General features: G+C 62.4%; 21 protein-coding genes and 1 tRNA gene. 9 read left to right on the top strand and 13 right to left on the bottom strand.

Annotated elements, in window-relative coordinates:
* Nucleotides 1-2: 2 nt before the first annotated feature.
* The 3 genes from sfsA to radC are packed head-to-tail and all read left to right on the top strand — an operon-like array spanning nucleotide 3 to nucleotide 2,379.
* The gene (gene sfsA, locus AU381_RS27300) at nucleotides 3-758 is read left to right on the top strand and encodes a DNA/RNA nuclease SfsA (RefSeq protein WP_064244796.1); all 756 of its coding nucleotides are present in this window, start codon (nucleotides 3-5) and stop codon (nucleotides 756-758) included.
* A complete protein-coding gene (gene map, locus AU381_RS27295; protein WP_064244720.1) occupies nucleotides 752-1,591 on the top strand; it encodes a type I methionyl aminopeptidase in 840 nt (279 codons plus the stop codon). Before sfsA ends, map begins: the two co-directional genes overlap by 7 nt.
* Entirely contained in the window at nucleotides 1,588-2,379 is a 792-nt protein-coding gene (gene radC / locus AU381_RS27290; protein WP_064244719.1) for a RadC family protein, read from the top strand. Before map ends, radC begins: the two co-directional genes overlap by 4 nt.
* Nucleotides 2,380-2,527: 148 nt before the next feature.
* Here radC and AU381_RS27285 read toward each other — a convergent pair whose 3' ends face one another.
* Nucleotides 2,528-3,592: a magnesium and cobalt transport protein CorA gene (locus AU381_RS27285; RefSeq protein WP_064244718.1), complete on the bottom strand. Its 1,065-nt coding sequence runs from the start codon at nucleotides 3,590-3,592 to the stop codon at nucleotides 2,528-2,530.
* 186 nt (nucleotides 3,593-3,778) lie between these two features.
* Between AU381_RS27285 and sthA the strand changes: the two genes are divergently transcribed.
* Nucleotides 3,779-5,182 (top strand): Si-specific NAD(P)(+) transhydrogenase, encoded by a 1,404-nt coding sequence (gene sthA, locus AU381_RS27280; protein WP_064244717.1) that lies wholly within the window; start codon nucleotides 3,779-3,781, stop codon nucleotides 5,180-5,182.
* A gap of 68 nt (nucleotides 5,183-5,250) precedes the next feature.
* Here sthA and AU381_RS27275 read toward each other — a convergent pair whose 3' ends face one another.
* Both AU381_RS27275 and tig read right to left on the bottom strand, forming a co-directional pair.
* Nucleotides 5,251-5,832 carry a dienelactone hydrolase family protein gene (locus AU381_RS27275; RefSeq protein ID WP_064244716.1) on the bottom strand — a complete coding sequence of 194 codons (582 nt, stop codon included), beginning with the start codon at nucleotides 5,830-5,832 and terminating at the stop codon, nucleotides 5,251-5,253.
* Nucleotides 5,833-6,063: 231 nt separating this feature from the next.
* On the bottom strand, nucleotides 6,064-7,539 hold the full coding sequence (gene tig / locus AU381_RS27270; RefSeq protein WP_064244715.1) for a trigger factor: 1,476 nt from the start codon (nucleotides 7,537-7,539) through the stop codon (nucleotides 6,064-6,066).
* Nucleotides 7,540-8,026: 487 nt separating this feature from the next.
* On the opposite strand from tig, the gene AU381_RS27265 reads away from it, so the two are divergent.
* The 4 genes from AU381_RS27265 (at nucleotide 8,027) to trmFO (ending at nucleotide 11,183) form a co-directional block, all read left to right on the top strand.
* Nucleotides 8,027-8,109 (top strand) — tRNA-Leu (locus AU381_RS27265).
* Between the two features lie 866 nt (nucleotides 8,110-8,975).
* Nucleotides 8,976-9,119: a DUF1127 domain-containing protein gene (locus tag AU381_RS27730; RefSeq protein WP_064506658.1), complete on the top strand. Its 144-nt coding sequence runs from the start codon at nucleotides 8,976-8,978 to the stop codon at nucleotides 9,117-9,119.
* 412 nt (nucleotides 9,120-9,531) lie between these two features.
* Nucleotides 9,532-9,675, top strand: coding sequence for a DUF1127 domain-containing protein (locus tag AU381_RS31300; RefSeq protein WP_014328242.1), 144 nt, complete (start codon nucleotides 9,532-9,534; stop codon nucleotides 9,673-9,675).
* Nucleotides 9,676-9,761: 86 nt separating this feature from the next.
* Complete coding sequence (gene trmFO / locus AU381_RS27260; protein WP_064244714.1) at nucleotides 9,762-11,183, top strand: methylenetetrahydrofolate--tRNA-(uracil(54)-C(5))-methyltransferase (FADH(2)-oxidizing) TrmFO; 1,422 nt, start codon at nucleotides 9,762-9,764, stop codon at nucleotides 11,181-11,183.
* Between the two features lie 5 nt (nucleotides 11,184-11,188).
* On the opposite strand, the gene AU381_RS27255 is transcribed toward trmFO, so the two are convergent.
* From AU381_RS27255 to yajC, 5 genes are all read right to left on the bottom strand, one after another.
* Complete coding sequence (locus AU381_RS27255; protein WP_064244713.1) at nucleotides 11,189-11,653, bottom strand: hypothetical protein; 465 nt, start codon at nucleotides 11,651-11,653, stop codon at nucleotides 11,189-11,191.
* A gap of 85 nt (nucleotides 11,654-11,738) precedes the next feature.
* On the bottom strand, nucleotides 11,739-12,578 hold the full coding sequence (locus AU381_RS27250; RefSeq protein ID WP_064244712.1) for a phytoene/squalene synthase family protein: 840 nt from the start codon (nucleotides 12,576-12,578) through the stop codon (nucleotides 11,739-11,741).
* Between the two features lie 23 nt (nucleotides 12,579-12,601).
* The gene (locus tag AU381_RS27245) at nucleotides 12,602-12,988 is read right to left on the bottom strand and encodes an Mth938-like domain-containing protein (RefSeq protein WP_064244711.1); all 387 of its coding nucleotides are present in this window, start codon (nucleotides 12,986-12,988) and stop codon (nucleotides 12,602-12,604) included.
* The gene (gene secDF, locus AU381_RS27240; RefSeq protein WP_064244710.1) at nucleotides 12,988-15,555 is read right to left on the bottom strand and encodes a protein translocase subunit SecDF; all 2,568 of its coding nucleotides are present in this window, start codon (nucleotides 15,553-15,555) and stop codon (nucleotides 12,988-12,990) included. Before secDF ends, AU381_RS27245 begins: the two co-directional genes overlap by 1 nt.
* Nucleotides 15,556-15,603: 48 nt before the next feature.
* Nucleotides 15,604-15,936, bottom strand: coding sequence for a preprotein translocase subunit YajC (gene yajC, locus AU381_RS27235; protein WP_064244709.1), 333 nt, complete (start codon nucleotides 15,934-15,936; stop codon nucleotides 15,604-15,606).
* Between the two features lie 311 nt (nucleotides 15,937-16,247).
* Between yajC and AU381_RS27230 the strand changes: the two genes are divergently transcribed.
* Nucleotides 16,248-17,123: an ATP-binding protein gene (locus AU381_RS27230; protein ID WP_064244795.1), complete on the top strand. Its 876-nt coding sequence runs from the start codon at nucleotides 16,248-16,250 to the stop codon at nucleotides 17,121-17,123.
* Nucleotides 17,124-17,135: 12 nt separating this feature from the next.
* Here AU381_RS27230 and AU381_RS27225 read toward each other — a convergent pair whose 3' ends face one another.
* The 5 genes from AU381_RS27225 to serS all read right to left on the bottom strand — a co-directional run bounded on the left by AU381_RS27225 (nucleotide 17,136) and on the right by serS (nucleotide 22,457).
* Nucleotides 17,136-18,665 (bottom strand): LysM peptidoglycan-binding domain-containing M23 family metallopeptidase, encoded by a 1,530-nt coding sequence (locus AU381_RS27225; RefSeq protein ID WP_064244708.1) that lies wholly within the window; start codon nucleotides 18,663-18,665, stop codon nucleotides 17,136-17,138.
* Nucleotides 18,666-18,828: 163 nt separating this feature from the next.
* On the bottom strand, nucleotides 18,829-19,479 hold the full coding sequence (locus tag AU381_RS27220) for a hypothetical protein (RefSeq protein ID WP_064244707.1): 651 nt from the start codon (nucleotides 19,477-19,479) through the stop codon (nucleotides 18,829-18,831).
* Between the two features lie 249 nt (nucleotides 19,480-19,728).
* Nucleotides 19,729-20,382, bottom strand: a complete 654-nt coding sequence (locus AU381_RS27215) for a protein-L-isoaspartate(D-aspartate) O-methyltransferase (RefSeq protein WP_082910391.1) — start codon at nucleotides 20,380-20,382, stop codon at nucleotides 19,729-19,731.
* On the bottom strand, nucleotides 20,379-21,149 hold the full coding sequence (gene surE / locus AU381_RS27210) for a 5'/3'-nucleotidase SurE (protein WP_064244706.1): 771 nt from the start codon (nucleotides 21,147-21,149) through the stop codon (nucleotides 20,379-20,381). The genes AU381_RS27215 and surE overlap by 4 nt, the downstream gene beginning before the upstream one ends.
* Before the next feature lie 24 nt (nucleotides 21,150-21,173).
* Nucleotides 21,174-22,457: a serine--tRNA ligase gene (gene serS / locus AU381_RS27205; protein ID WP_064244705.1), complete on the bottom strand. Its 1,284-nt coding sequence runs from the start codon at nucleotides 22,455-22,457 to the stop codon at nucleotides 21,174-21,176.
* Nucleotides 22,458-22,564 lie beyond the last annotated feature (107 nt).

Below are 22,564 nucleotides of genomic sequence, written 5' to 3'. Positions count from 1 at the left end.
TTGTGAACTTCTCCCGCCCGCTCGTTCCAGCGACGCTCCTCCAGCGTTACAAGCGCTTCCTCTTCGAGGCAGACCTTGCCGATGGGACGCGGATCACCGGCTCCTGCCCGAATACCGGCTCGATGCGCGGGCTGACGACGCCGGGATCGGCGGTCTGGCTGTCGGAGCATGACTCGCCGACGCGCAAGTACCGCCACATGCTGGAGATCGTCGAGGCGAACGGCACGCTTGTTGGGATCAACACCGGGCTGCCGAACCGGATCGCCGAAGAAGCGATCGCCGCCGGACTGGTCAGCGATCTTCACACTTATGAAACGCTCCGCCGCGAGCAGAGATATGGGCGCAATTCAAGAATCGACATTCTGCTCAGCGATCCGGCAAAAGGCCTTGCCTATGTCGAGGTGAAGAACGTCCATTTCAGCCGCGCCAAGACGTTGGCGGAGTTTCCGGACAGCCCAACGCAGCGGGGCGCCAAGCACCTTGACGAGCTTGGGGACATGGTCGAAGCGGGACACCGGGCGATCATGCTGTACCTTGTTCAAAGGAACGACTGCGGCGTCTTGCGGATATGCCGCGACCTCGATCCGGTTTATGCTCGGGCATTCGAGCGAGCCGCTCAACGCGGCGTCGAAGCCTATGCGATCCGATGCGCGATATCGCCCTTCGAGATCGTGCCGGCCGGAGCGATGATAGTGGACGAACCGGTCCTTGCTGATCTAAGAAAACCGCCTGAAACATCGAAAGTCTTGGAATGGTAACTTATATCGAGGCCGGCGCTGCCCCCTACAAGAACACCGGCGTCATTCGTCTCTACGGACCGGATGGATTCGAAGGCATGCGCAAGGCCTGCCAAGTGACGGCACGCTGCCTGGACGAACTTGCGTCAAGGGTGCGGCCGGGCGTGACGACCGAAGAAATCGATCGCTTCGTCTTCGAGTTCGGCATGGACCACGGTGCGCTGCCCGCGACCCTGAACTATCGCGGTTACACCAAGTCGTCCTGCACCTCGATCAATCACGTCGTCTGTCACGGCATACCGAACGACAAGCCCTTGCGCGACGGCGATATCGTCAACATCGACGTGACCTATGTGGTCGATGGCTGGCACGGCGATTCAAGCCGGATGTACCCGGTCGGCGAGATCAAGCGCGCCGCCGAACGCCTGCTGGAAGTCACGCACGAATGCCTGATGCGCGGCATAGCGGCTGTCCGGCCCGGCGCCCGCACCGGGGCAATCGGCGAGGCAATCCAGACCTACGCGGAGTCGGAGCGCTGCTCGGTCGTCCGGGACTTCTGCGGCCACGGCGTCGGCCGTCTGTTCCACGATGCTCCGAACATCCTCCACTATGGCCATGCCAGCGAGGGACCGGAACTGAAAGAGGGCATGATCTTCACGATCGAGCCGATGATCAATCTCGGGCGTCCGCACGTGAAGGTGCTCTCGGACGGCTGGACGGCCGTGACCCGCGACCGCTCGCTTTCGGCCCAGTACGAACACACGGTCGGCGTTACCGCGAACGGCTGCGAAGTTTTCACGCTCTCACCGGCCGGCCTTTTCATGCCGGGGGTCCGCGCACTGGGGAACGCGTGACGAAGCCGCCCCATTTCCCCGAACCGAACGCAGGTGAGACCACCGACGAGCGGCAGTTCTTCGCGCAGCAGAAGACACGGAAACTCGACAAGGTGCCAACGCTGGGCGGCACTGCCGAGGCGCACTATCACGGCCACCGCGATCGGCTAAGGACTCGCTACCGCGAACAGGGCGATGCGGCGCTCGCCGATTACGAGATCCTCGAGCTCATTCTGTTCCGCCTCATTCCCCGCCGCGACACGAAACCGATCGCCAAGGACCTTCTCGCTCGCTTCGGCACGCTCGCCGGGGTCTTCGGCGCGCCGCAGCACCTGTTGCAGGAGGTCAAAGGTGTCGGGGAGTCGGTGGCGCTCGACCTGAAACTCATCGCGACCGCAGCGCAACGGACGCTGAAGAGCGAGTTGCGCAACAAGCAGGTCCTGTCGTCCTGGAGCGCCGTGATCGACTATTGTCACGCTGCAATGGCACATGAAACGAAGGAACAGTTCCGCATCCTGTTTCTCGACAAGCGCAACACGCTGATTGCCGACGAGGTGCAGCAGCAAGGAACGATCGACCATACGCCCGTCTATCCGCGCGAGGTCGTCAAGCGGGCGCTGGAGCTTTCCGCCACCGCCTTGATCCTGGTCCACAATCATCCATCAGGCGATCCGACGCCGTCGCGCGCGGATATAGACATGACGAAGCTGATCGCGGAGGCCGCCAAACCGCTCGGGATCACCGTCCACGACCACGTGATCATCGGCAAGGACGGGCATGTCAGCATGAAGGGGCTGCGGTTGTTTTAAGGCGCGTCGTCTCGCCTACAGCGCCGCGCGTCTTATGAGACGCGCAAAGGTCGATGTAGCACTTTGAATTGCTGCATGTCTTTGTCCTTAAATCGAGGTCGATTTAAGGAGACATGCAGTAGCGCGCCAGAACCGCTCCGCCCCGCTATCAAAGCCAGCGCGCACGCCGGAAGAACCGATAGAGCGTCACGCAAAGCCCGAAGATCACCGCCAACACGACGAAATACCCGTAGCGGAAGTGCAATTCCGGCATGTCCTCAAAATTCATGCGGTAGATCCCGGCGATCGCCGTCGGCACTGCGAGGATTGCCGCCCACGAGGCGAGCTTGCGGGAGATTTCCGTCTGCTCCGACTGGCCGATCATCAGGCTTGCCTCGAAGGTGAAGGCCAGCACCTCGCGAAGCGCGTCTATGTCCTCCTGGACGCGGCGAACGTGATCGGTGACATCGCGGAAGAGCGGCTGCATTGCCGCGTCCATGCCCGGCAGCTCGAGATGCTCGTGGCGGCGGCAGACATCGACCAGCGGAACGACGGCATTGCGCAGCTTGAGCAGATTGCGCCGCATCAGATAGAGCCGCTCAATATCCGCCTTGGCCAAGCGGGAGCGCAGCAGACGGTCTTCCAGTTCCTCCACCTCCGCGTGGATCGTCTCGACGACCGGCATGTAGTTGTCGACGATGAAGTCGAGGATCGAATAGAGGATGTAATTCTCGCCGTGAGCGAGCGCGGCCGGGGAAGACTCGCAGCGCTGCCTGACCGCCATGTAGGACGTCGACGCGCCGTGCCGAACGGAAACGACGTAGCCGCGGCCGACGAAGAGGTGTGTCTCGCCGAAGGCGATCTCCTCTTCGACCATATGGGCTGTGCGGGCCACGACGAATATCGCATCGCCGTAGATTTCCAGCTTCGGACGCTGATGCGCCTTGCCGGCGTCCTCGATCGCCAGGTCGTGCAGGTCGAACTGCTTCTGCACCTGCCGCAACAAGTCCCGGTCCGGCTCGTGCAGGCCGATCCAGACCACGACGTTGTCGCGGCTTCGCCACTCTCCGGCCTCTTCGATGCGGATGTCGCGAAGGCGCCGCCCGTTCTGGTAGACGGCGGCCGCCACGACGCCGGGGCGGCCGCTCGACGTCCCTTCGTCCGCATGCCCGCTGCCATCGCCGTGGGGGGGCTGGGAGCCGTTCGCCTGACCATTCATCCACTCGAGCGTCATGCCTGTCCGTCCTCCCTCTCCCGCCGCCGAATGCGAGCAGCATAGCGATATTTGGTACTGGACGCATCCAGGACAGATCGTTGCGGCATTGCTACTTCATCAAACCGTCCGATTGACGATATAGATGTCCCTGCGCGAATTTTGCCGCATTGCAAAACGATTCTCGCTTGGCTCAGGGGAACGTTCATGAACCAGTTCGATCTTATCGTCGTCGGCAGCGGTCCCGCCGGACGCAGAGGCGCGATTCAGGCGGCCAAGCTCGGCAGGAAAGTGCTCGTCATCGAGCAGGGCAAACGCGTCGGCGGCGTCTCCGTCCACACCGGGACGATTCCATCCAAGACGCTGCGCGAGACGGCACTCAACCTCTCGGGCTGGCGCGAGCGCGGCTTCTACGGCCGTTCCTATCGGGTGAAGCAGGAGATCAGCGCCGAGGACCTGCGGCAGCGCTTGATCATCACGCTCAACCACGAGGTGGAAGTCCTCGAGCATCAATTCGCGCGAAACCGGGTCCAGCACATCCGCGGCAAGGCGAGTTTCGTCGATCCGACCACCCTTGAAATCATCAAGGATGACGGCGAGAGCATGCAGGTTTCGGGGACCAGCATTCTGCTTGCCGTCGGCACGAAACCCGTACGACCGGATTACATACCGTTCGACGGCAAAACCGTCGTCGATAGCGACGAGCTCCTCGATATCGAGAATCTGCCGCGTTCGCTGGTCGTGATCGGCGCCGGCGTCGTCGGCATCGAATATGCAACCATCTTCAGCGCGCTCGACACCCAGGTCACGGTGATCGACCCGAAGGCCACCATGCTCGACTTCATCGATAAGGAGATCGTCGAGGATTTCACCTATCAGCTACGGGACCGCAACATGAAGCTCAATCTCGGCCAGAAAGCCGAGAAGGTGGAGCGGCTCGATGACGGTAAGGTTATGCTTACACTCGACAATGGCCGCAAGATCACCACGGAAATGGTGCTGTTTGCCGCCGGCCGCATGGGAGCAACAGACGCGCTCAATCTCGGGGCTGCCGGTCTCGAAGCGGACAGCCGCGGGCGCCTGAAGGTCAATCCGGAGACATTCCAGACTGCCGTAGCAAACATCTATGCAGCGGGCGACGTCGTCGGCTTCCCGAGCCTCGCCTCGACCTCGATGGAACAGGGCCGCGTCGCGGCGCGCGTCGCCGTCGGCGCGATTGCCAAGGAGCCGCAGAAATACTTCCCCTACGGCATCTACGCCGTGCCGGAAATCTCCACCTGCGGGCTTTCCGAAGAGGAGGTCAAGGAACGCGGCATCCCCTATGAATGCGGCATAGCCCGGTTCCGCGAAACGTCGCGCGGGCACATCATGGGGCTCGATGCGGGCCTGCTGAAAATGATCTTCTCGCTGAAGACCCGGCGACTGCTCGGCGTGCACATCATCGGTGAAGGCGCCACCGAGCTCGTCCATATCGGTCAGGCGGTCCTGAACCTGAAGGGCACCGTCGAATATTTCGTCGAGAACACGTTCAACTACCCGACGCTTGCGGAGGCCTACAAGATTGCCGGGCTCGACGCGTGGAACCGGATGGGCGAGATCAAAGCCGTGTAGGTCTGGCATAAGCGCAGTTGCGGGACCCACCTTTCGGCACTGAGCTCGAGCCAATACGCCGGCATGGATCAAACGCGATCCAGGAACTCAAGCACTCGGATGGTGAGGAGTGTCGTCGCATCCGCGTCATATGACGGGAGCGAGCTGTCGGCGAAGTAGTGCTGATCGCCGGGGTACAGGAAAAGCTCCGCGTCCTCGGCCTTCTCCACGATCTCGCGCGCGGCGTCGATGTCGCCCTCGCCGACGAAGATCGGGTCGTTTTCCATGCCGTGAATCTGGACCGCGACGCCGTCTGGCCAAGGTCCGAAGGCGTACTCGCCGCTGATCGGCAGACAAGAGTAGAAGAGCAGGGCTCCGCGGGCTCCGGGCCGTGTCTGTGCCAGCTTCTGCGCCGGCAGCACACCGAACGAGAACCCGGCATAGACAAGCTCGGGAGGCAGTTCGTCGGCGACGCGCACGCCGCGCTCCCGCATGTCGTCGAATCCGATCTCACCGATGTAGGCAAGACCCTCATCAATGCTCTGGAACGTGTGTCCGTCGAACAGGTCCGGCGTGTGCACGATGTGACCGGTGGCCCGCAAGTCGTCGGCGAACGCGCGCACACCCGCGGTCAGCCCCTGTGCATGGTGGAACAACAAGACCTCGGCCATACGTAGCCTCCGGTGGGATGGTCGGGCGCACGTTCTGCCACCCTACAGCTTCATCGCCTCGCCGGGAAGAGTGCGGAGACGTTACAGAAACAAAGAACGGGAAGATGGGGCCAGAACAGCGCTTGCGCTCTGGCCACGGCCTTGCGGTCAGGCCGCCGAATTCGGCGGCTTTCCTTTTGCCGATATGAAAAGGCCGCCCGGAGGCGGCCTTGAATGTCTGGAGGGTGCCGATTACTCGGCGCTGTCGTCCGCGGCCTTCTTCTTGGCCGGAGCCTTCTTCTTCGGAGCTGCGGCTTCTTCGCCTTCGCCGGCTTCGGCCTTCGCAGCCGCCTTCTTCTTGGCGGGCGCCTTCTTGGCCGGCTTGTCTTCGGCTTCGTCCTCGGCCATCAGAGCTTCCTTGGAGACCGTCTTGTCGGTCACCGAGACTTCCGAAAGCAGATGGTCGACGACCTTCTCTTCGAAGAGCGGCGCGCGCAGCGAAGCGGCGGCGCCGGGCGTGTTCTTGAAGTAGTCGAGGATCTGCTTTTCCTGGCCGGGGAACTGACGCAGCTGCTCGAACAGCGAGCGCTGCATTTCGTCGTCGGTCACCTGGACGCCGGCCTTTTCGCCGATTTCGGAGAGGACGAGGCCGAGGCGAACGCGACGCTCGGCGAGCTTGCGGTATTCGGCGCGGGCTTCCTCTTCCGTGGTGTCCTCATCGGCGAAGGTCTTGCCGGCCTGCTCGAGGTCGGTGTTGATCTGGCGCCAGATGTTGTCGAATTCGGCGCTGACGAGGCGCTCGGGCGTTTCGAACTGGTAGAGCTCGTCGAGCTGGTCGAGCAGCTGGCGCTTGACCTTCTGGCGGGTGACCGAGCCGTACTGGCCTTCGATCTGGCCGCGGACGATTTCCTTCAGCTTGTCGACCGATTCGAGGCCGAGCTTCTTCGCCAGCTCGTCGTTGATCTCGATCGGAGCAGCGCCGGCAACATCCTTCACGGTGATGTCGAAGGTTGCTTCCTTGCCGGCGAGATTGGCGGCCGGATAATCGGCCGGGAAGGTGACCGTAATCGTCTTCTCGTCGCCGGCCTTGACGCCGACGAGCTGCTCTTCGAAGCCGGGGATGAAACGGTTGGAGCCGAGAACCAGTTCGGCGTCCTCGTCCTTGCCGCCGTCGAAGGCAACACCGTCCACCTTGCCGAGATAATCGATGGTGACGCGGTCGCCATTGGCTGCCTTGCCTTTCTTCGACTCATAGGTGCGGGCGCTTTCGGCGATGCGCAGGATCTGCTCGTTGACCTCGTCCTCGCCGATCTCAACGACTTCGCGGGTCACCTTGATGCCGGTCGCATCCTTGAGTTCGATCGCCGGGATGATCTCGTAGGCGAGCGTGAACTCGAAATCGGCTTCGGCCTTGAGGATCTTGTCGGCTTCCGCCTCGTCCTCGGTCATGGCGACTTCAGGCTGCGTGGCCGATTTTTCGCCGCGGCTCGTCAGGATTTCGGTCGGCTTTTCGCGAACGATCTCGTTGACGAGATCAGCCATGATCGACTTGCCGTAGACCTTCTTCAGATGCGCAACCGGCACCTTGCCCGGGCGGAAGCCGTTGATGCGGACACGGTCCTTCACCTCGGCCAGACGCTCGTTCATCCGAGTTTCCATTTCATCAGCCGGGATTACGACCTTGAGTTCGCGCTTCAGCCCTTGAGCGAGCGTTTCGATAACCTGCATGTTCAAACCTTCACTTCACGTTGACAGTGCTCTTGCGCCGAAAGGTCTGGCGAGCACTTGAGCCGATCCATTTGCCGGGAGTGGCTTTACGCAATTCCGCAGCCGTTTTGCAAGCAAAATGGCATTCTGCCCGCCCTCCTTACCGTCGAATACCGACATCTGGCCGGGATATTGACCCGATGCGATTGGAAGACTGATCCTGTCTCAGACCAAATCACCGCCACGCAATGTCGATCGACGCGCCAGTGAACCCAATCACTTGTCATGACCGCCACGTCGCTCTCGACAGGGCATCACGACGTCATGGTGTATTTCGCGGTGTCACGGGCGCCAAATACACCCGATAGGCGGCGAATGGCAAGCATTTCCGGTGCGCTGCGCCGGCCGCGTGAGGTGTCAGCCAAGGCAGAGCGTCCCCGTTCGTCTCCGCGCAAAGGCTTGCCAAAATGCCCGTCATTGTTCTACAGGCTTCGCAAGCACCTCCGTTGCCCGGTTGGTGGAATTGGTAGACACACTTGGTTTAGGTCCAAGCGCGAGAGCATGGGGGTTCGAGTCCCTCACCGGGCACCATTTTCAACACCCTGCGGATGCAAGAAGCGGCGAGTTCTCCCCCCCGCAAGCGCGGATTTGCGCGAGATGCAGATCTTCCATGCTGATATCGCACACCACAAAGGCGTTCGGCCCCACTATATTCAAGATATTAAGAGGCGGCGGTGAAGAAACAAAGCCGCCCGCGGTTGGTCTGCCGCCGGGACGTCCGGAAAGACCCGAAGCTCGACGGAATTCGAAGCAGCGTATTCCTCCTCCCAGCGCTGTTTCGATAGGATTGGCAACACTCCTCCTCCCGGTTGCCAATCACCTTAACGACGCCCGCCGGACCTCCTCCCCCGGCGGGCGTTGGTCGTTTTCGCGACTGCGAACGCTCTTCACGTTTCTGGGGCCACGCTGAGCGTGGTTGCACAGTATTGAAGCATTTCTGCCAGGCAGCCGTTCCAGTCATGCAACAGGCGCATATGTGCAATTCCGCAGTGTCCCTATACAAATTAGGGGTGCGAGCCTATCTTCAGATCATCGATCGGGCAGCGCACTCCTCCTCCCAGCGCTCCCGATACGGATTGGCGACACTCCTCCTCCCAGTTGCCAATCAGAACAGGCAACGCCCGCTGGATCTCCTCCCCCAGCGGGCGTTGTTTTTTGCGCCTCGCGATCAGCATTTCGATCTTTGCCGCCACACCTGACGCGGCGTCAGCACGCCCCGTCAGAACCCATAAGTTAAGACTGGATTAACGGCCGGCAGAGGATTGCAAAACCTGCATGGGTGCGATGCAGCATCGTCTCTGTTCTCGGAGCTCAAATCGATTATATTCCTGGCCATAAGATGGATGGCCAGCAAGAGAGATGGAGCGCTGGCGAACGACCCTGAAAGGAATAGGATCATGAACCTCGCACGTTCTTTCAACAATTGGCGCAAGTATCGTCAGACCTGCAACGAGCTCGGCCGCATGAGCGACCGTGAGCTGAATGACCTCGGCATCGGCCGCGCTGACATTCCCTACGTTGCTCGCAAGGCTGTCAAGTAAGCGACAGATAGCTGCTCTTTGTAACGCCCTCCGGCCTCGCCCGGAGGGCGTTTTTCGTTTGCCTGCCTGCTGCATGTCTCCTTGAAGTTAGTCCGTTCGGCACACCCATTTCGCACCGCAAGATAGCCGACCGAGAAGCCTTGTTCGAACAGCCCGCGTCCCAAGCGCAGTGTCCGTGAAAACCGCGGCGAAACAACGCGCTACAGCGACAGGATTGGCGGTAACCGCCGCTTGAAAGATGATGCATTTTCGGGCTCCGCCGATCCACTGCACAGCAAATCATCGATGCAGTGCACAAATGCATAGCAGATGCATTTTCTTTGCACTCCACCTTCCAATTAGACAAGCGTATAAGAACCTCAACGACGCAGACAAAACGCTGTCGCGACAAACCGATCTGAGGAAAACGACCATGAACCCCATTCGTCTTGCAAAAAGCTGGATCAATTACCGCCGCACTGTCGCCGAACTCGGCGGCCTGTCCAACCACGCGCTGAGCGATATCGGCATCACCCGCTACGATATCCGCAACATCGCGGCTCGCTCCTTCCGCTAAGCGGAACGAGACCTCTACTTCAAAGACGGCGCCCGCGGGCGCCGTTTTTGTTGGAAGCGCGGGATGGCTGTGGTAGGAAGCCGCGCATGAACAAGACTACCTCTCCCTATTCGCCCATCCACGTCATCGGCGGCGGGCTTGCCGGCTCGGAGGCCGCCTGGCAGATCGCCGAGGCAGGCGTGCCGGTCATTCTGCACGAGATGCGCGGCGTGCGCGGCACCGACGCGCACAAGACCGACGGTCTCGCCGAACTCGTCTGCTCCAACTCCTTCCGCTCCGACGACGCAACCAGCAATGCCGTTGGCGTGCTGCATGCGGAAATGCGCCTGGCGGGCTCGCTCATCATGCAGGCCGCCGATCGCAACCAGGTGCCGGCCGGCGGCGCGCTTGCGGTCGATCGGGACGGCTTCTCGCAGGCGGTCAGCGCTCAGATCGAAAGCCACCCGCTGATCTCTCTGGTCCGGGAGGAAATCAGTGATCTGCCGCCGAGCGAATGGGACCTCGCGATCGTCGCCACCGGTCCGCTGACCGCTCCCGCTCTCGCCGAGGCGATTCGCCGCGAAACCGGCGCCGACGCGCTCGCCTTCTTCGATGCCATAGCGCCGATCGTCTACACCGAGACGATCGACATGGATATTTGCTGGCACCAGTCGCGCTACGACAAGGTCGGCCCCGGCGGCACGGGCAAGGACTATATCAACTGCCCGATGACGGAGGAGCAGTACAACGCCTTCGTCGATGCGCTGATTGCCAGCGACAAGACCGGCTTCAAGGAATGGGAAGGCACGCCTTATTTCGATGGCTGCCTGCCGATCGAGGTCATGGCGGAACGCGGCCGCGAGACGCTGCGTCACGGCCCGATGAAGCCAATGGGGCTCACCAATGCCCATAACCCTTCGGTGAAGCCCTACGCCGTCGTGCAGCTGCGCCAGGACAATGCACTGGGCACGCTCTACAACATGGTGGGCTTCCAGACCAAGCTGAAATACGGCGCCCAGACGGACGTCTTCCGGATGATCCCGGGCCTCGAGAACGCCGAATTCGCCAGGCTCGGGGGCCTGCACCGAAACACCTATATCAACTCGCCGACTCTTCTAGACCATTCGCTGACGCTGAAATCCCGCCCCGGTCTTCGCTTTGCCGGCCAGATCACCGGCTGTGAGGGCTACGTGGAAAGTGCCAGCGTCGGGCTTCTCGCCGGGCGGTTTGCCGCTGCCGAGCGCAAGGGCGAAGCGCCGTCGCTGCCGCCGGCCACGACGGCCTTCGGCGCGCTCCTCAATCACATCACCGGCGGGCACATCGTTTCCGACGACGAGCCCGGCAAGCGCTCGTTCCAGCCGATGAACATCAATTTCGGCCTCTTTCCGCCGCTGGAGCCGGGCGCCCTCACCAGGCCTGAAGGCGCCAAACGCTTCCGCGGCAAGGAAAAGGCGCTCGCCAAGAAGCAGGCGACGGCGGCACGAGCGCTCGGTGACTGCGCCGACTGGCTCGGTCGCGAGACCGCATAAGCGTTTCAGTCGATCGTCCCAGCCGCCGCACTGCCTTCCGCCGGTGCGTCGATCTCGGATTTCGGGTTGAAGCTGCCGAGCAGCCAGAGCGAGACCTCGGCCGCCTCGGCGGCCATTCGAAATTCGAAGTTATTGTCCAGATAGGCGAAATCCGGGAAATGGACGATTAGCCCCTGCCCGCTTTCGGAGTTGTTCACCCGCAGCTTACCGGGATGAATCACGTGGCATACATAGTGCGTGCCGTGCGACTGGATGAAGCCAGCCTTGCCGTGATGCAGACGAAGAAAAATGGCCTTGCCGTCAATGGTCGAATGCAGTGCGCGGATTGCCTCATCGGGAAAGGCGCGGCCAAACTCGACCATCGCGGAACCTGTGTCGGGGTTGTCGGCGTCGCGCTCGGCGCGCGCATTCATCCAGACATAGAACGCACCGACGACCGCAATCAGAGCGATGAGCATCAACCAGAGCATATATCCGTCCCTTTCGGACGACAGAATTCCGTGAGGCTCAATCTTTATCGCTCGAGGCTTGCGCCAGCTTGAACAGGGACATCCGTCAGAAACGGCGGCGGCGGCTTGCGCGCCACATCCGCCATTGCCGTTGCCACTGGGGCGGCTGGATCGAGTGCTTGAGGATCCGGGCTCCGGCAGCCTCGGCACGATCGAACACCGGCTCGGCGAGAGCGACGGGGATGAAGGCCGGGAAATTCTTAGGAGAGATTGAATTCAAACTGTTGCGCGCCTTGGCGAGGTGATCCCGGCCGAGCCCGCAGAGCGCGCGAACGGCCCTGCCGATCGCGGCCTCGTCGCGCCCGTCAAGCAGCATCTCCCTGTCGAGCCCGGTCGCGCGCAGAAGGTCGGTGGGAAAATAAACCTGGCCCCGCCGGGAATGGATCGGCAGGAGCAGCAACAGGCCGGCGATCGTCTGCGCGACGCCGGCGTGGCCGGCAGCATCCGCAGACTGTGCAGCACTCGTCGGGTCGAGAATCAATGAGGCAAGCTGAATGAGTGCGGACGCCGTCTCGCCCGCATAGCCCTCTAGCGCCGTCGTGTCCTCCATCGGATCGTCGTAGAGATCGAAAAGCCGCGCGTCGATCATGTTCTGCAGAACGCCAACGGGCAGACGATGCTCGTCAATGCTGCCGAGGAGCGCCCCCGCCAGCGGGTGGCCCTCACCCCCCGATCGGTTTTCCAGCAGGTCACGCCACCATTGCAGCCGAATTTCGCCGGGGAGCGGCTCGTGTACCACGTCGCGAATGCGGGCAATCTCGGCGTGGAAGGCGTAGAGACTGGCAAGTGAATGCCGTTTTTCCGGGGGGGCGAGCAGGCATGCAAGGTAGCGATCGCGATCGGTATCCCGCAGAGTCGCGAGGATCTGGGCATCGGGCTCTTGCACGCTGGGATTCCTTCGATAATCGGTCACACCGCAATCAGTGCTGCGGCGACGGCGCGTGATTCTGCCAGCATGACGTTGTAGGTGCGGACCGCTGCGCCGGTATTCATCGGATCGGACGAGATATTGGCGGCTCTCAATGTTGCTTTCAGATCTGCCGGCAAGGGTCTGATTTCACGCCCGGTTCCGACAAGCAGGACCTCGATCGCTTGCGCTTCGTCAAGCACGCGCCGGAACTTCTCGATCGTCAGCGGGTCGCCCTCGGCAACGTCCCAGCCATAGATGCCGGATGGCAACATCAGCACCGATCCGCGGTGCGACATGTCGGCGAAGCGAAAGCCGCCGTTGCCGTAGGCGTCGATCGGCGCACGTCCCGGGAAGTGCGCTTCGCGCATTTCGATTCCCTTTGCCATCAGGCCGCACCCGTTGCGGTGTCCTGCGTCGTCGTTCCGCGTCCTCCCAACGCCCCGCCGAGGCGATTGTTTCGGCGGTTGAAGAGAATGAGCACCGGCCCCGCGATATAGATCGACGAAATCGTCCCGATGACAACGCCGAAGAGGAGCGTGGCGCTGAAGGACTGCACGAGGCGACTTTCGCCGAACAGGTAAAGCGCAACGAGGGCCAGTGCCGTCGTCATGGCGGTGAGCACGGTACGCGACAGGGTCTGGTTGATCGATGTGTCGATCAATACCGAAAGCGACATCCGCTGATAGCGCGCCAGGTTCTCCCGGACGCGGTCGTAAATCACCATCGTATCGTTCAGCGAGTAGCAGACGATCGTCAGAAGCGCAGCGAGGCTGGCGAGATTGAATTCGATTCCGGTCAGCACCAGGAAGCCCATCGTCAGCAGCACGTCGTGCAGCGTGGTGATGACGGCGCCGGCAGCAAACTTCCAATCGAAGCGCAGCCAGACATACAGGATGATGGCGAGTATCGCCGCGGCGACGGCGAGCGTGCCGGCGCGGGTCAGTTCTCCGGAAACCGCCGGGCCGACGACCTCGACTCGGCGGAAGGTGTAGTCGTCCTCGAGTTCGGCGCGAACCAGCCCCATTGCGGTCTGATCGGCGTTGTCGCCCGCCTCCTGTGAAGGGATACGCAGCAGGATATCCCGCGCCGAGCCGAGTTCCTGAAGCTGAACCTCCGCGAGGTTCAGCTCGTCAAGGCGGGCGCGGAGGTCCGCGACGTCGGCAGTGCCTTGCTTTGCCCGGAGTTCCAGGAGAGAACCGCCCTTGAAGTCGGCACCCATGTTGAGGCCGAGGCTCACAAGCAAGACGAGCGAAGCGAGCGAGAGCGACGCCATCAGGACGAAGACCGGGTTGCGCAGCGCCATGAAGCGGATATCGGCCTCGGCAAAGAAGCCTGTGCGAATGCCCCTTGGCAGATGTTTCGGCCGGCGGCGGCGATACCATCCGCGGATAAGCCGGCGCGTCAGGCTGTGCGCCGTCAGGATGGTGGTTACGCTGCCGATCGCAAGCGTCGCCGCAAATCCTCTGATCGCCCCGGTGCCCAGCAGGAAAAGTATGGCGCCCGCAATCAGCATCGTCAGGTTCGCGTCGACTATGCTCCTCAATACGCGCGAAAAGCCGTTGTCGAGCGCTTTGCGCAGGGGTTCGCTGCTGATGCGCGCCTCCTCTCGCAGCCGCTCGTAGATGAGCACATTCGAATCGACCGCGACCCCGATCGTGAGAATGATCCCTGCGATCCCCGGCAACGTGAGCGTGATTCCCAGGAGTGACAGCACCGCGACGATGAGCACGACATTGACGATCACCGCAATCACCGCGACAAGGCCGAAGAAGCCGTAGAACCCGACCATGCAGGCGGCGACCGCGGCTGCTGCGACCACTCCGGCCGCAAGGCCGTTCGCAATGGCGTCCGTTCCGACTTCCGGGCCGACAGTGCGCTCTTCGATGACCGTCAGCGAGGCGGGAAGCGGCCCGGCTCGCAGCAGAGCGGCGAGATTTTCTGCGCCCTCCTCCGACAAGTCGCCGGAGAGCCTCACCATATCGCCTTCAATGACGTCGCCAAGCGCGGGCGTCGAGACCACCTGTCCGTCGAGCACGATGGCGAATTGTCGCCTGGAAGCGGATTGCAACAGCGACACGAGCCGCTGGGACGCGTCGGCCGTCAGCTTTATATCGACGACGGGCTCACCGGTCTTCGGATTAAGCCCGGGTTGCGCATCGGCGAAGTCCCGGGCGGAGGCGAAGGCCTGCCTTTCGACGAGATAGGGAACCGGCGGATCGTCCAGCGAATAGAGTACCTCCGATGCGGCGGGCGGCCGTGTGTCGAGGGCCTGCTGCGGCGGCATCGATGGATCGAGCCAGCGGAAAGCGACGTTGCCGCGCTGGCCCAGGAGGTCCTTGAGCCGTTGCGGATCGTCTAAGCCGGGAATCTGAATGCTCAAGCGGTCGTTGCCGCGGCGCCGGATCACCGGCTCCACCGCCCCGACCTCTCCGACGCGACGGCGCACCGCTTCGATCGCCGGGGTGAGTGCGGCGGACAGCCGGAAATCGATGCCTTCATTGGTCAGCCGAAGCCGAAGCGGCTCCTGTGCCGGAGTTTCCTCGGCGATCAATTCCCGGACGCTTCCGGCCTGGTTGGGCGCTTCAACCGGCGCGGTCAGGACGCTGAGGGCCTCGCGCGCAGCCGACGCCTTCGATGTATCGCGCAGCCGAAACTGGATTTCCTGGCCACTGCCGGAAAGGCCCGTATAGCCGATATCGGCGTCCCTCAGCGCCTGGGCGATCGCCGCGATCGTGGCCTCCAGGCGGTCGGCGACGACGCTGTCGCGGTCGACTTTGAGCACGATGTCGGACCCGCCCTTGAGATCGAGGCCGAGCGGCACCGGCCGATGCGGCAGCCAGGCCGGCCATCCGGCAAGCTGCTCTCTCGGAACGATGTTAGGCAAAGCAAAGGCGAAACCGGCCAGAACGACCAGCCAGATCAGGGTGTTCTTCAACGGCGAGAATTTGGGCATGCCTTAAGATGCTCCATCGCCACACCCGGCCGGTCGTGGCAGGTGGGATTATTCCTTGACAGGCTCACCCTTCACGCGAACTTCGGAAATGCCGCTGCGAACCACGCGGACCTTGATGCCTTCGGCAATCTCCACTTCGAGTTCCGCATCGTCGACCACCTTCGTCACCTTGCCGACGATACCGCCGCCGGTAACGACCTGATCGCCGCGGCGGATGTTCTTCAAGAGCTCTTCGCGACGCTTCATCTGCGCACGCTGCGGGCGAATGATCAGGAAGTACATGACGACGAAAATCAGGATGAACGGCAGGATGGACATCAAAATGTCGGCCCCGCCGGCGGCGGGCGCGGCAGTCTGCGCAAAAGCTTCGGTAATGAACATCGATCACTCCTTGAGTTCAACCCACGCGGTTACCTGCCCGCGCGAAATCCGTCGGGAATATAGGGACGCAATCCCACGACACAAATGTCGGCACCCTTCTCCGTTGCTCCTGCCTCTGACATAATTTCCGCAACAGGAGAACCCCTTCAGGGCGTGCAGCCGGGCTTTTCCAGCGCAAACCGCCGTGCTACCGACAAAATCGTCGTGGCCGGAGGAGAAGCGGCCCGATAAATCAAGCAATTGCAATGGCTCGGTATGCTCCGTCAGGGCATCGGCCAGGGCTGCAGACCAAGATTCCCGGAGAAATGCAGATGCGCGAAGGCAAGCTCGACGTTCTGATCAACGAAATGCAGAAGCTTTCGGCAGCGCTCGACCGCATCGCCGGACCCGCGGCAGCGGACAACGACTGGGCCGAGGCCGAGTGCTTCGTCTGGGCTCCCGCCACCCGCCATTTGCAGCCGGTGGCCAGGCCAAATCGCATCGATCTGTCGCTGATCACCGGTGTCGACCATGTCCGCGATATTCTCGTCGACAACACGTTCCGCTTCGCCGAAGGCTACCCCGCGAACAACGTGCTCCTCTGGGGCGCACGCGGCATGGGCAAGTCTTCGCTGGTCAAGGCGGTCCACGCGAAGGTGGCGCGCGATACCGGCAGCGGCCTGAAGCTCGTCGAGGTGCATCGCGAGGACATTGCGTCCCTCCCCGCCCTGATGGACATCCTGCGGCGAGCCCCGATGCCGGTCATCGTGTTCTGCGACGACCTATCCTTCGATCACGACGATACGTCCTACAAGTCGCTGAAGGCCGTTCTCGACGGGGGCGTCGAGGGACGCCCGGCGAACGTCGTGCTCTATGCGACCTCGAACCGCCGGCACCTTCTGCCGCGCGACATGATGGAGAACGAGCAGTCGACCGCCATCAATCCTTCGGAGGCCGTGGAGGAAAAGGTCTCACTGTCGGACCGGTTTGGACTTTGGCTTGGTTTCTACAAGTGCAGCCAGGACGACTATCTGGCCATGATCGACGGATATGCCCGCTATTTCCACCTGCCCGTCGAACCCGAGACGCTTCACGCCGAGGCCCTCGAATGGGCGACGACGCGGGGATCGAGATCCGGCCGCGTCGCCTGGCAGTTCATTCAGGATCTGGCTGGCCGCCTGCGCCGCCAACTGGACGAGACGGCCTGATCGGACGGACGCCTACTCGAGGAAGGTCGACGGGTTCACCGGGGTCGCATTCTTGCGCACCTCGAAGTGAACCTGCGGCTGGCTGGCCTTGCCGGTCATGCCCGAGGCGGCAAGGGTCTGACCGCGCTGCACCTTCTCGCCGCGCTGTACCTTGAGCTGCGAAGCGTTGCCATAGACCGTGACCGTCCCGTCGTCGTGGCGGACCAGGACCGCATTGCCCAGTTCCTTGAGGCTGCTGCCCGAATAGATGACCACGCCGTTCTCGGCCGCCTTGATCGGTGTACCCTCCGGCACCGAGATGTTGATGCCGTCATTGCGGTTGCCATCGACATTTGCACCATAGCCCGCAACCACCGCGCCGCGGACCGGCCAGCGGTATTTGCCTATGCCGGTCGACTTCGGAGACTCCTGATCGACATCGGTCTTGATTGCGACGTCCGTCACGCTCTCCTTGGTGACCGGCGGCTTGTATTCCGCCGGCTTGCCCTGTTCGAGCGATGCCACCTCCGTCTTCGCCGGAACGGAGGCCGTGACCATTGCATCGGTCGCCGCTGCTCCGGCAGCGGGCAGCTTCAGCTTCTGGCCGACGCGAATAGCTTCCGCCGTGAGGCCGTTTGCCTGCTTCAGGGCCGCAACCGACACGCCGTTGGCTTTGGCAATCTTGTTCAGCGAATCCCCCGGCTTGACCGCATAGCCGCCATCCGAGCCGGCACCGGCACCGGCGTTGTTGAGCTTGCCCGCGGCGACATCGTTGCGACCTTCGCTCTTTTCGCGGGACTGGGGCTGGCCGGGAAGGATTGCCATCTCGCGCTGGTCGGCCGGCAACGGCGAAGGCTGCCTCTTGCCGCCTTCGAAGTCGGCGATGGAACCAGACGCTGCGGCCTTCGCGGCACTGCTCGCACCGCCAAAGGTCGGCACGATCAGGCGCTGCCCCGGCTCCACCTGGCTGGCCGACTTCAAGCCGTTCGCCTTGAGGATTTCCTTCTCGGGGACGCCGAAGCGGCGAGCCAGAGCGGCAACCGTATCGCCGGGACGAACCATGATCGTCGGCGCATTCGCCGTCGTCCAGCCACTTTTGCTCGAAGTCCGCTCGGAAGTCGCCGGCAGCGCCTCGGCCTTGGCGAGTGCGGGCTGCGCCTGGCGGGCGGCGGGAAGCGCTTGCGGCTGGCGCGGTGCGGCCGGCGCCGGCTCTGCCAGGGCGGTACGCTGAACGCTGACCGGCGTCGAAGCGGCCCGGGCACTGGAAACCGGCGTGCTCGCCGTACTCATCGGATCGTAGGACGCGCTCTGGCCGGAGCTCGGGAAAGCTTGACCATAAGACCCACCGCCAGAACCGGCGGACGAAGCCGGCTGACCGCCAGAGACGTCGCCGCGCGGCACATTCCCCGGTATGGCACTGGTAGTAATATCATCCGAGCTCGAAAAGAGCCCGTTAAAGCGGCTTACGTCGGAGCTGCAACCGGTCGCGACGCTTGCCAGCAAAACCGCCCCGCACAGGCGGATCAAGGATTTCCCTGCACCGGGAGATGAAAATTTACGCATGACGCTTACCCACTCCGAACGCAACTCGCTGTGGAATGATTAAAGCGCATTAGAGTTACCGCCCGGTTAAGGGCAGCACTGATTTGACGAAATGCTAACCATATGATGTCCGCCGCCCGCGCGGTGAAAGCCTCACGGCAGGAAGAGGAGCTGTGGCAAAGGCTTAGAGAAGTTCGGAATAGAGGCGCTCGATTTCCGACAGCGACCGCGGTTCAGGCGGTTGCTCTTCGTAGCTGATACTGCCGACGTCCCAACCGACAAATGGGGTTTCACGAGTTGGCAAGGCGGCGGAGTCAACTGAAGACGCGGCCTTGTCCTGGTCCAGGAAGACGCTGACGAGCCTTTCGAAATTTCCGCCCGTTTCCAATCCGCTTTCGGCATCGTATTCAAGCGACCGCAAGCCGGCCACGGCCGCCTCGCGCGTACCGAAGTAGCGCAGGCTGTTCTGGTCCTCCGGACGCAGATTGTCGTAGTAGTCGATGAAGGCACTATAATAGGCCTTGTAGTCGCCGGTCTCGGCATGCTTCCCAAAGGCCTGATATTCGCGCGCAGCCAGCTGTGGCGAAAGCGTGTTGTTCCACTCGTCCCTGGTCAGCGGCGGCAGTTTCTCGGGCGCCTTTCTTGTCCGGCTCAGATAGAGCAGCGCGTCGACCGACAGCGAAATGCGGGGCGTCGGATCGAAGAAGCTTGCCGGCGTGGCCTGGACCGCGCCGTCGTCCTTGCTTCCGGAGACAACCTGCCCGGCGGGACGGCCGGCGAGATTGCCCAAACCGTCACCGGTTGTCGCTGCAGTCAGCCTGTTCGCAATCTCCATCCATCGTCTCCGTCACTGACACGATGGAGCGGATCTACGCGCAAGCGCGGGCAAAGGTGCTTTCAGCCATCGTGCCTTTCCGGGCTACGGGCGTAAGCTTGCGCGAAGCTGGATTTCGTTAAGAATTCGTTAATCGGCTGTTCTGAAAGGGGTTCCCGTCTGACGGGAGGTTGCAGGCGATGCCTACGTCCAGCACGGGCGGCCGAGAATCAGCGTCCGCTGCAACGCCGGGCCTGCTTCATCGGCGCGTCAGAGAAACGATGCGAGTTGCGGCACGATCGGAAGATAGGGGGCGTCGAACAGATCTTCGCGATCGAAGCGGCTGCCGGTCCGGCTGACGCGCACGATGCGGCACTGCGTTTCGCTCATCATGATCGGCACCAGCAGCGTACCGCCGGAGACCAGATGATCGGAAAACATTCGGGGCAGGCTGTTGAAGGCGGCGGTGATGAGAATTCGGTCGAACGTTCCCTCGCCCGGAACCCCGGAACTACCATCCGCGTGCCTGACGACGACATTGCGGATGCCGGTTTTTTCGAGGTTCTTCTGCGCCGAACTCACCAGTGTCTGATACCGATCGATCGTCAGGATGCGTTCGGCGATACGCCCCATCAGTGCCGCCGTGAAACCGCTGCCTGTCCCCACCTCCAGAATGCGTTGGCCCGGCTTGATATTCAGGTAATGCAGCAGGCGGACGGCGAAGTCGCAGCCTTCCATGAACGAACCGCAGTCGAGCGGTATCAATCGCTTGGAATAGACGTCGTCCTGGTACTGCGGGGGACAGAAATTGCTGCGCGGGGTCTGCTCGACGGCCTTGAGCAAATCGTGATTGACCACGCCGGCGGAACGAAGGCGCAGCGCCATCGCTGCAAAGCCTTCCTGCTGCGAAACGCGTCCGTTCAAGCGCCTGTCCCTTCCCGCAGTGCGCGCGCAATGCGCTCCTGGACGGTATAGTCGGTCATATCCAGTTTAAGCGGGGTTACCGAGATCCTGTTTTCGCGCAAAGCGCGAATGTCCGTTCCGGAGCGGAAGTCGCCGGATCGCTCGCCGAAGCGGAGCCAGAAATAGGGAAATCCACGACCGTCTATACGCTCGTCGATGCTGAGGCCGAATTCGAGCTTGCCTTGTGAGGTCACCTCCACGCCCGCCACGGCGTCGGCCGCGCAATCGGGGAAGTTCACATTGAGGAGGGTTCCGTCCGGAAGCTCGACATTCATCAGGGTGCGGATCAAGGCGGGCGCGTGGGTATCGGCCACATTCCACGAAACCGCGCCGCCGAGGGCATGGTGGTAAGCCTGGCTGACGGCGATCGACCGGATTCCCTGGAGCGTGCCCTCAATGGCACCGGCCACGGTGCCGGAATAGGTGACGTCGTCCGCAAGGTTGGCGCCGATGTTGACGCCCGAGAGGACGAGATCCGGCTTGCGATCGAGTATCTTCCGCGCCGCCATGATCACGCAGTCTGTCGGCGTTCCCCGGAGTGCGAAACGCCTCTCGGAAACCTGGCGCAGCCGCAGCGGTTCCGAGAGCGTCAGCGAATGGGCAAGGCCGCTCTGGTCCACTTCCGGCGCGACGACCCAGACATCGTCCGAGATGGTCAGCGCGATCCGCTCGAGAACGGAGAGCCCTTCGGCATGAATGCCATCGTCATTGGTCAGCAGGATTCGCATGCCGGTCTCTCGCTTGCTCGCGCTTCAGGCCGCCTTCTCGATGCGTCGAAGACCGCCCATATACGGAACGAGAACCTCCGGCACGGAGACCGAGCCATCGTCATTCAGGTAATTCTCGATGACGGCGATCAGCGCACGGCCCACGGCCACGCCGGAACCGTTCAGCGTATGGACGAACTTCGTGCCCTTCTCTTCCTTGGTGCGATAGCGCGCATTCATACGGCGTGCCTGGAAGTCGCCGCAAACGGAGCAGGACGAAATTTCCCGATAGGTATCCTGCCCCGGCAGCCAGACTTCGAGGTCATAGGTCTTGCGTGCGCCGAAGCCCATGTCGCCGGTGCAGAGTGTCATCACGCGGTAGTGCAGCCCGAGCCGTTTCAGCACCTCTTCGGCGCAGGCCGTCATCCGCTCGTGCTCATCGACCGAGGTCTCGGCGTCGGTGATCGACACCAGTTCGACCTTGTTGAACTGGTGCTGGCGCAGCATGCCGCGCGTGTCACGCCCGGCCGAGCCCGCTTCCGATCGAAAGCACGGCGTCAGAGCCGTGAAGCGCAGCGGCAGCTTCTCGCCCTCGAGGATCTGCTCGCGCACCATGTTCGTCAGCGGAACCTCCGCGGTCGGGATCAGCCAGCGATCGTCCGTCGTGCGGAAGAGATCCTCGGCGAATTTCGGCAATTGGCCGGTCCCGTACATGGCATCGTCGCGGACGAGCAGCGGCGGCTGCACTTCGATATAGCCGTGCTCGCCGGTGTGCAGATCCAGCATGAACTGGCTAAGGGCACGCTCCAGGCGAGCAAGCTGCCCCTTCAGAATCGTGAAACGCGCGCCGGCAATGCGTGCGGCGCCTTCGAAATCCATGAAACCCAGCGCTTCGCCGATCTCGAAATGCTCGAGCGGCCTATGGTTCCAGGTCGGCTTGGCGCCAACGACCCGCTTCACGACATTGCCGCTCTCGTCCGGGCCGACCGGCACGTCCTCGAGAGGCACGTTCGGGATGCGCGACAGGATATCCGTGAGCTCGGCTTCGATCCGGCGGCTTTCCTCTTCGGCAGCCGGCAGGGCGTCCTTGAGTTCGGCGACTTCGGACTTGAGCTTTTCGGCGAGTTCGCTGTTCTTCTGCGCCATCGCCGCGCCGATTTCCTTCGAGGCGGCGTTGCGGCGCGACTGCATCTCCTGCAGCGACTGAAGGATCGCGCGGCGGCGCTCGTCAAGCGCGATCAGCGATGCGGAAAGCGACGCCGCGCCCCGCTTCGCCAGGGCATTGTCGAGCACGCCAGCATTCTCACGAATCCATTTGATATCGAGCATAGTCTTCCCACGCGTTGGTCTACTGCGTGTCTCCTTCAATCGATCCCGATTTAAGGACAAGGACATGCAGCAATTCAAAGTGCTACGAGCGACCTTTGCGTGTCTGA

Origin of the sequence: Sinorhizobium glycinis (assembly GCF_001651865.1) — a bacterium.
In the GTDB taxonomy this organism is placed as follows: Bacteria; Pseudomonadota; Alphaproteobacteria; order Rhizobiales; family Rhizobiaceae; genus Sinorhizobium; species Sinorhizobium glycinis.
The sequence above is the reverse complement of the archived record's forward strand: the minus strand, read 5'-3'. Positions and strand labels throughout refer to the sequence as shown.

Coding starts and splice junctions, on each gene's coding strand:
- AU381_RS27225 (WP_064244708.1), bottom strand. CDS start 18,665: ATGCGTAAATTTTCATCTCCCGGTGCAGGGAAATCCTTGATCCGCCTG.
- AU381_RS27230 (WP_064244795.1), top strand. CDS start 16,248: ATGCGCGAAGGCAAGCTCGACGTTCTGATCAACGAAATGCAGAAGCTT.
- AU381_RS27220 (WP_064244707.1), bottom strand. CDS start 19,479: ATGGAGATTGCGAACAGGCTGACTGCAGCGACAACCGGTGACGGTTTG.
- AU381_RS27275 (WP_064244716.1), bottom strand. CDS start 5,832: ATGGCCGAGGTCTTGTTGTTCCACCATGCACAGGGGCTGACCGCGGGT.
- AU381_RS27245 (WP_064244711.1), bottom strand. CDS start 12,988: ATGGCAAAGGGAATCGAAATGCGCGAAGCGCACTTCCCGGGACGTGCG.
- map (WP_064244720.1), top strand. CDS start 752: ATGGTAACTTATATCGAGGCCGGCGCTGCCCCCTACAAGAACACCGGC.
- sthA (WP_064244717.1), top strand. CDS start 3,779: ATGAACCAGTTCGATCTTATCGTCGTCGGCAGCGGTCCCGCCGGACGC.
- tig (WP_064244715.1), bottom strand. CDS start 7,539: ATGCAGGTTATCGAAACGCTCGCTCAAGGGCTGAAGCGCGAACTCAAG.
- AU381_RS27255 (WP_064244713.1), bottom strand. CDS start 11,653: ATGCTCTGGTTGATGCTCATCGCTCTGATTGCGGTCGTCGGTGCGTTC.
- serS (WP_064244705.1), bottom strand. CDS start 22,457: ATGCTCGATATCAAATGGATTCGTGAGAATGCTGGCGTGCTCGACAAT.
- AU381_RS27730 (WP_064506658.1), top strand. CDS start 8,976: ATGAACCTCGCACGTTCTTTCAACAATTGGCGCAAGTATCGTCAGACC.
- yajC (WP_064244709.1), bottom strand. CDS start 15,936: ATGTTCATTACCGAAGCTTTTGCGCAGACTGCCGCGCCCGCCGCCGGC.
- surE (WP_064244706.1), bottom strand. CDS start 21,149: ATGCGAATCCTGCTGACCAATGACGATGGCATTCATGCCGAAGGGCTC.
- AU381_RS31300 (WP_014328242.1), top strand. CDS start 9,532: ATGAACCCCATTCGTCTTGCAAAAAGCTGGATCAATTACCGCCGCACT.
- secDF (WP_064244710.1), bottom strand. CDS start 15,555: ATGCCCAAATTCTCGCCGTTGAAGAACACCCTGATCTGGCTGGTCGTT.
- AU381_RS27285 (WP_064244718.1), bottom strand. CDS start 3,592: ATGACGCTCGAGTGGATGAATGGTCAGGCGAACGGCTCCCAGCCCCCC.
- trmFO (WP_064244714.1), top strand. CDS start 9,762: ATGAACAAGACTACCTCTCCCTATTCGCCCATCCACGTCATCGGCGGC.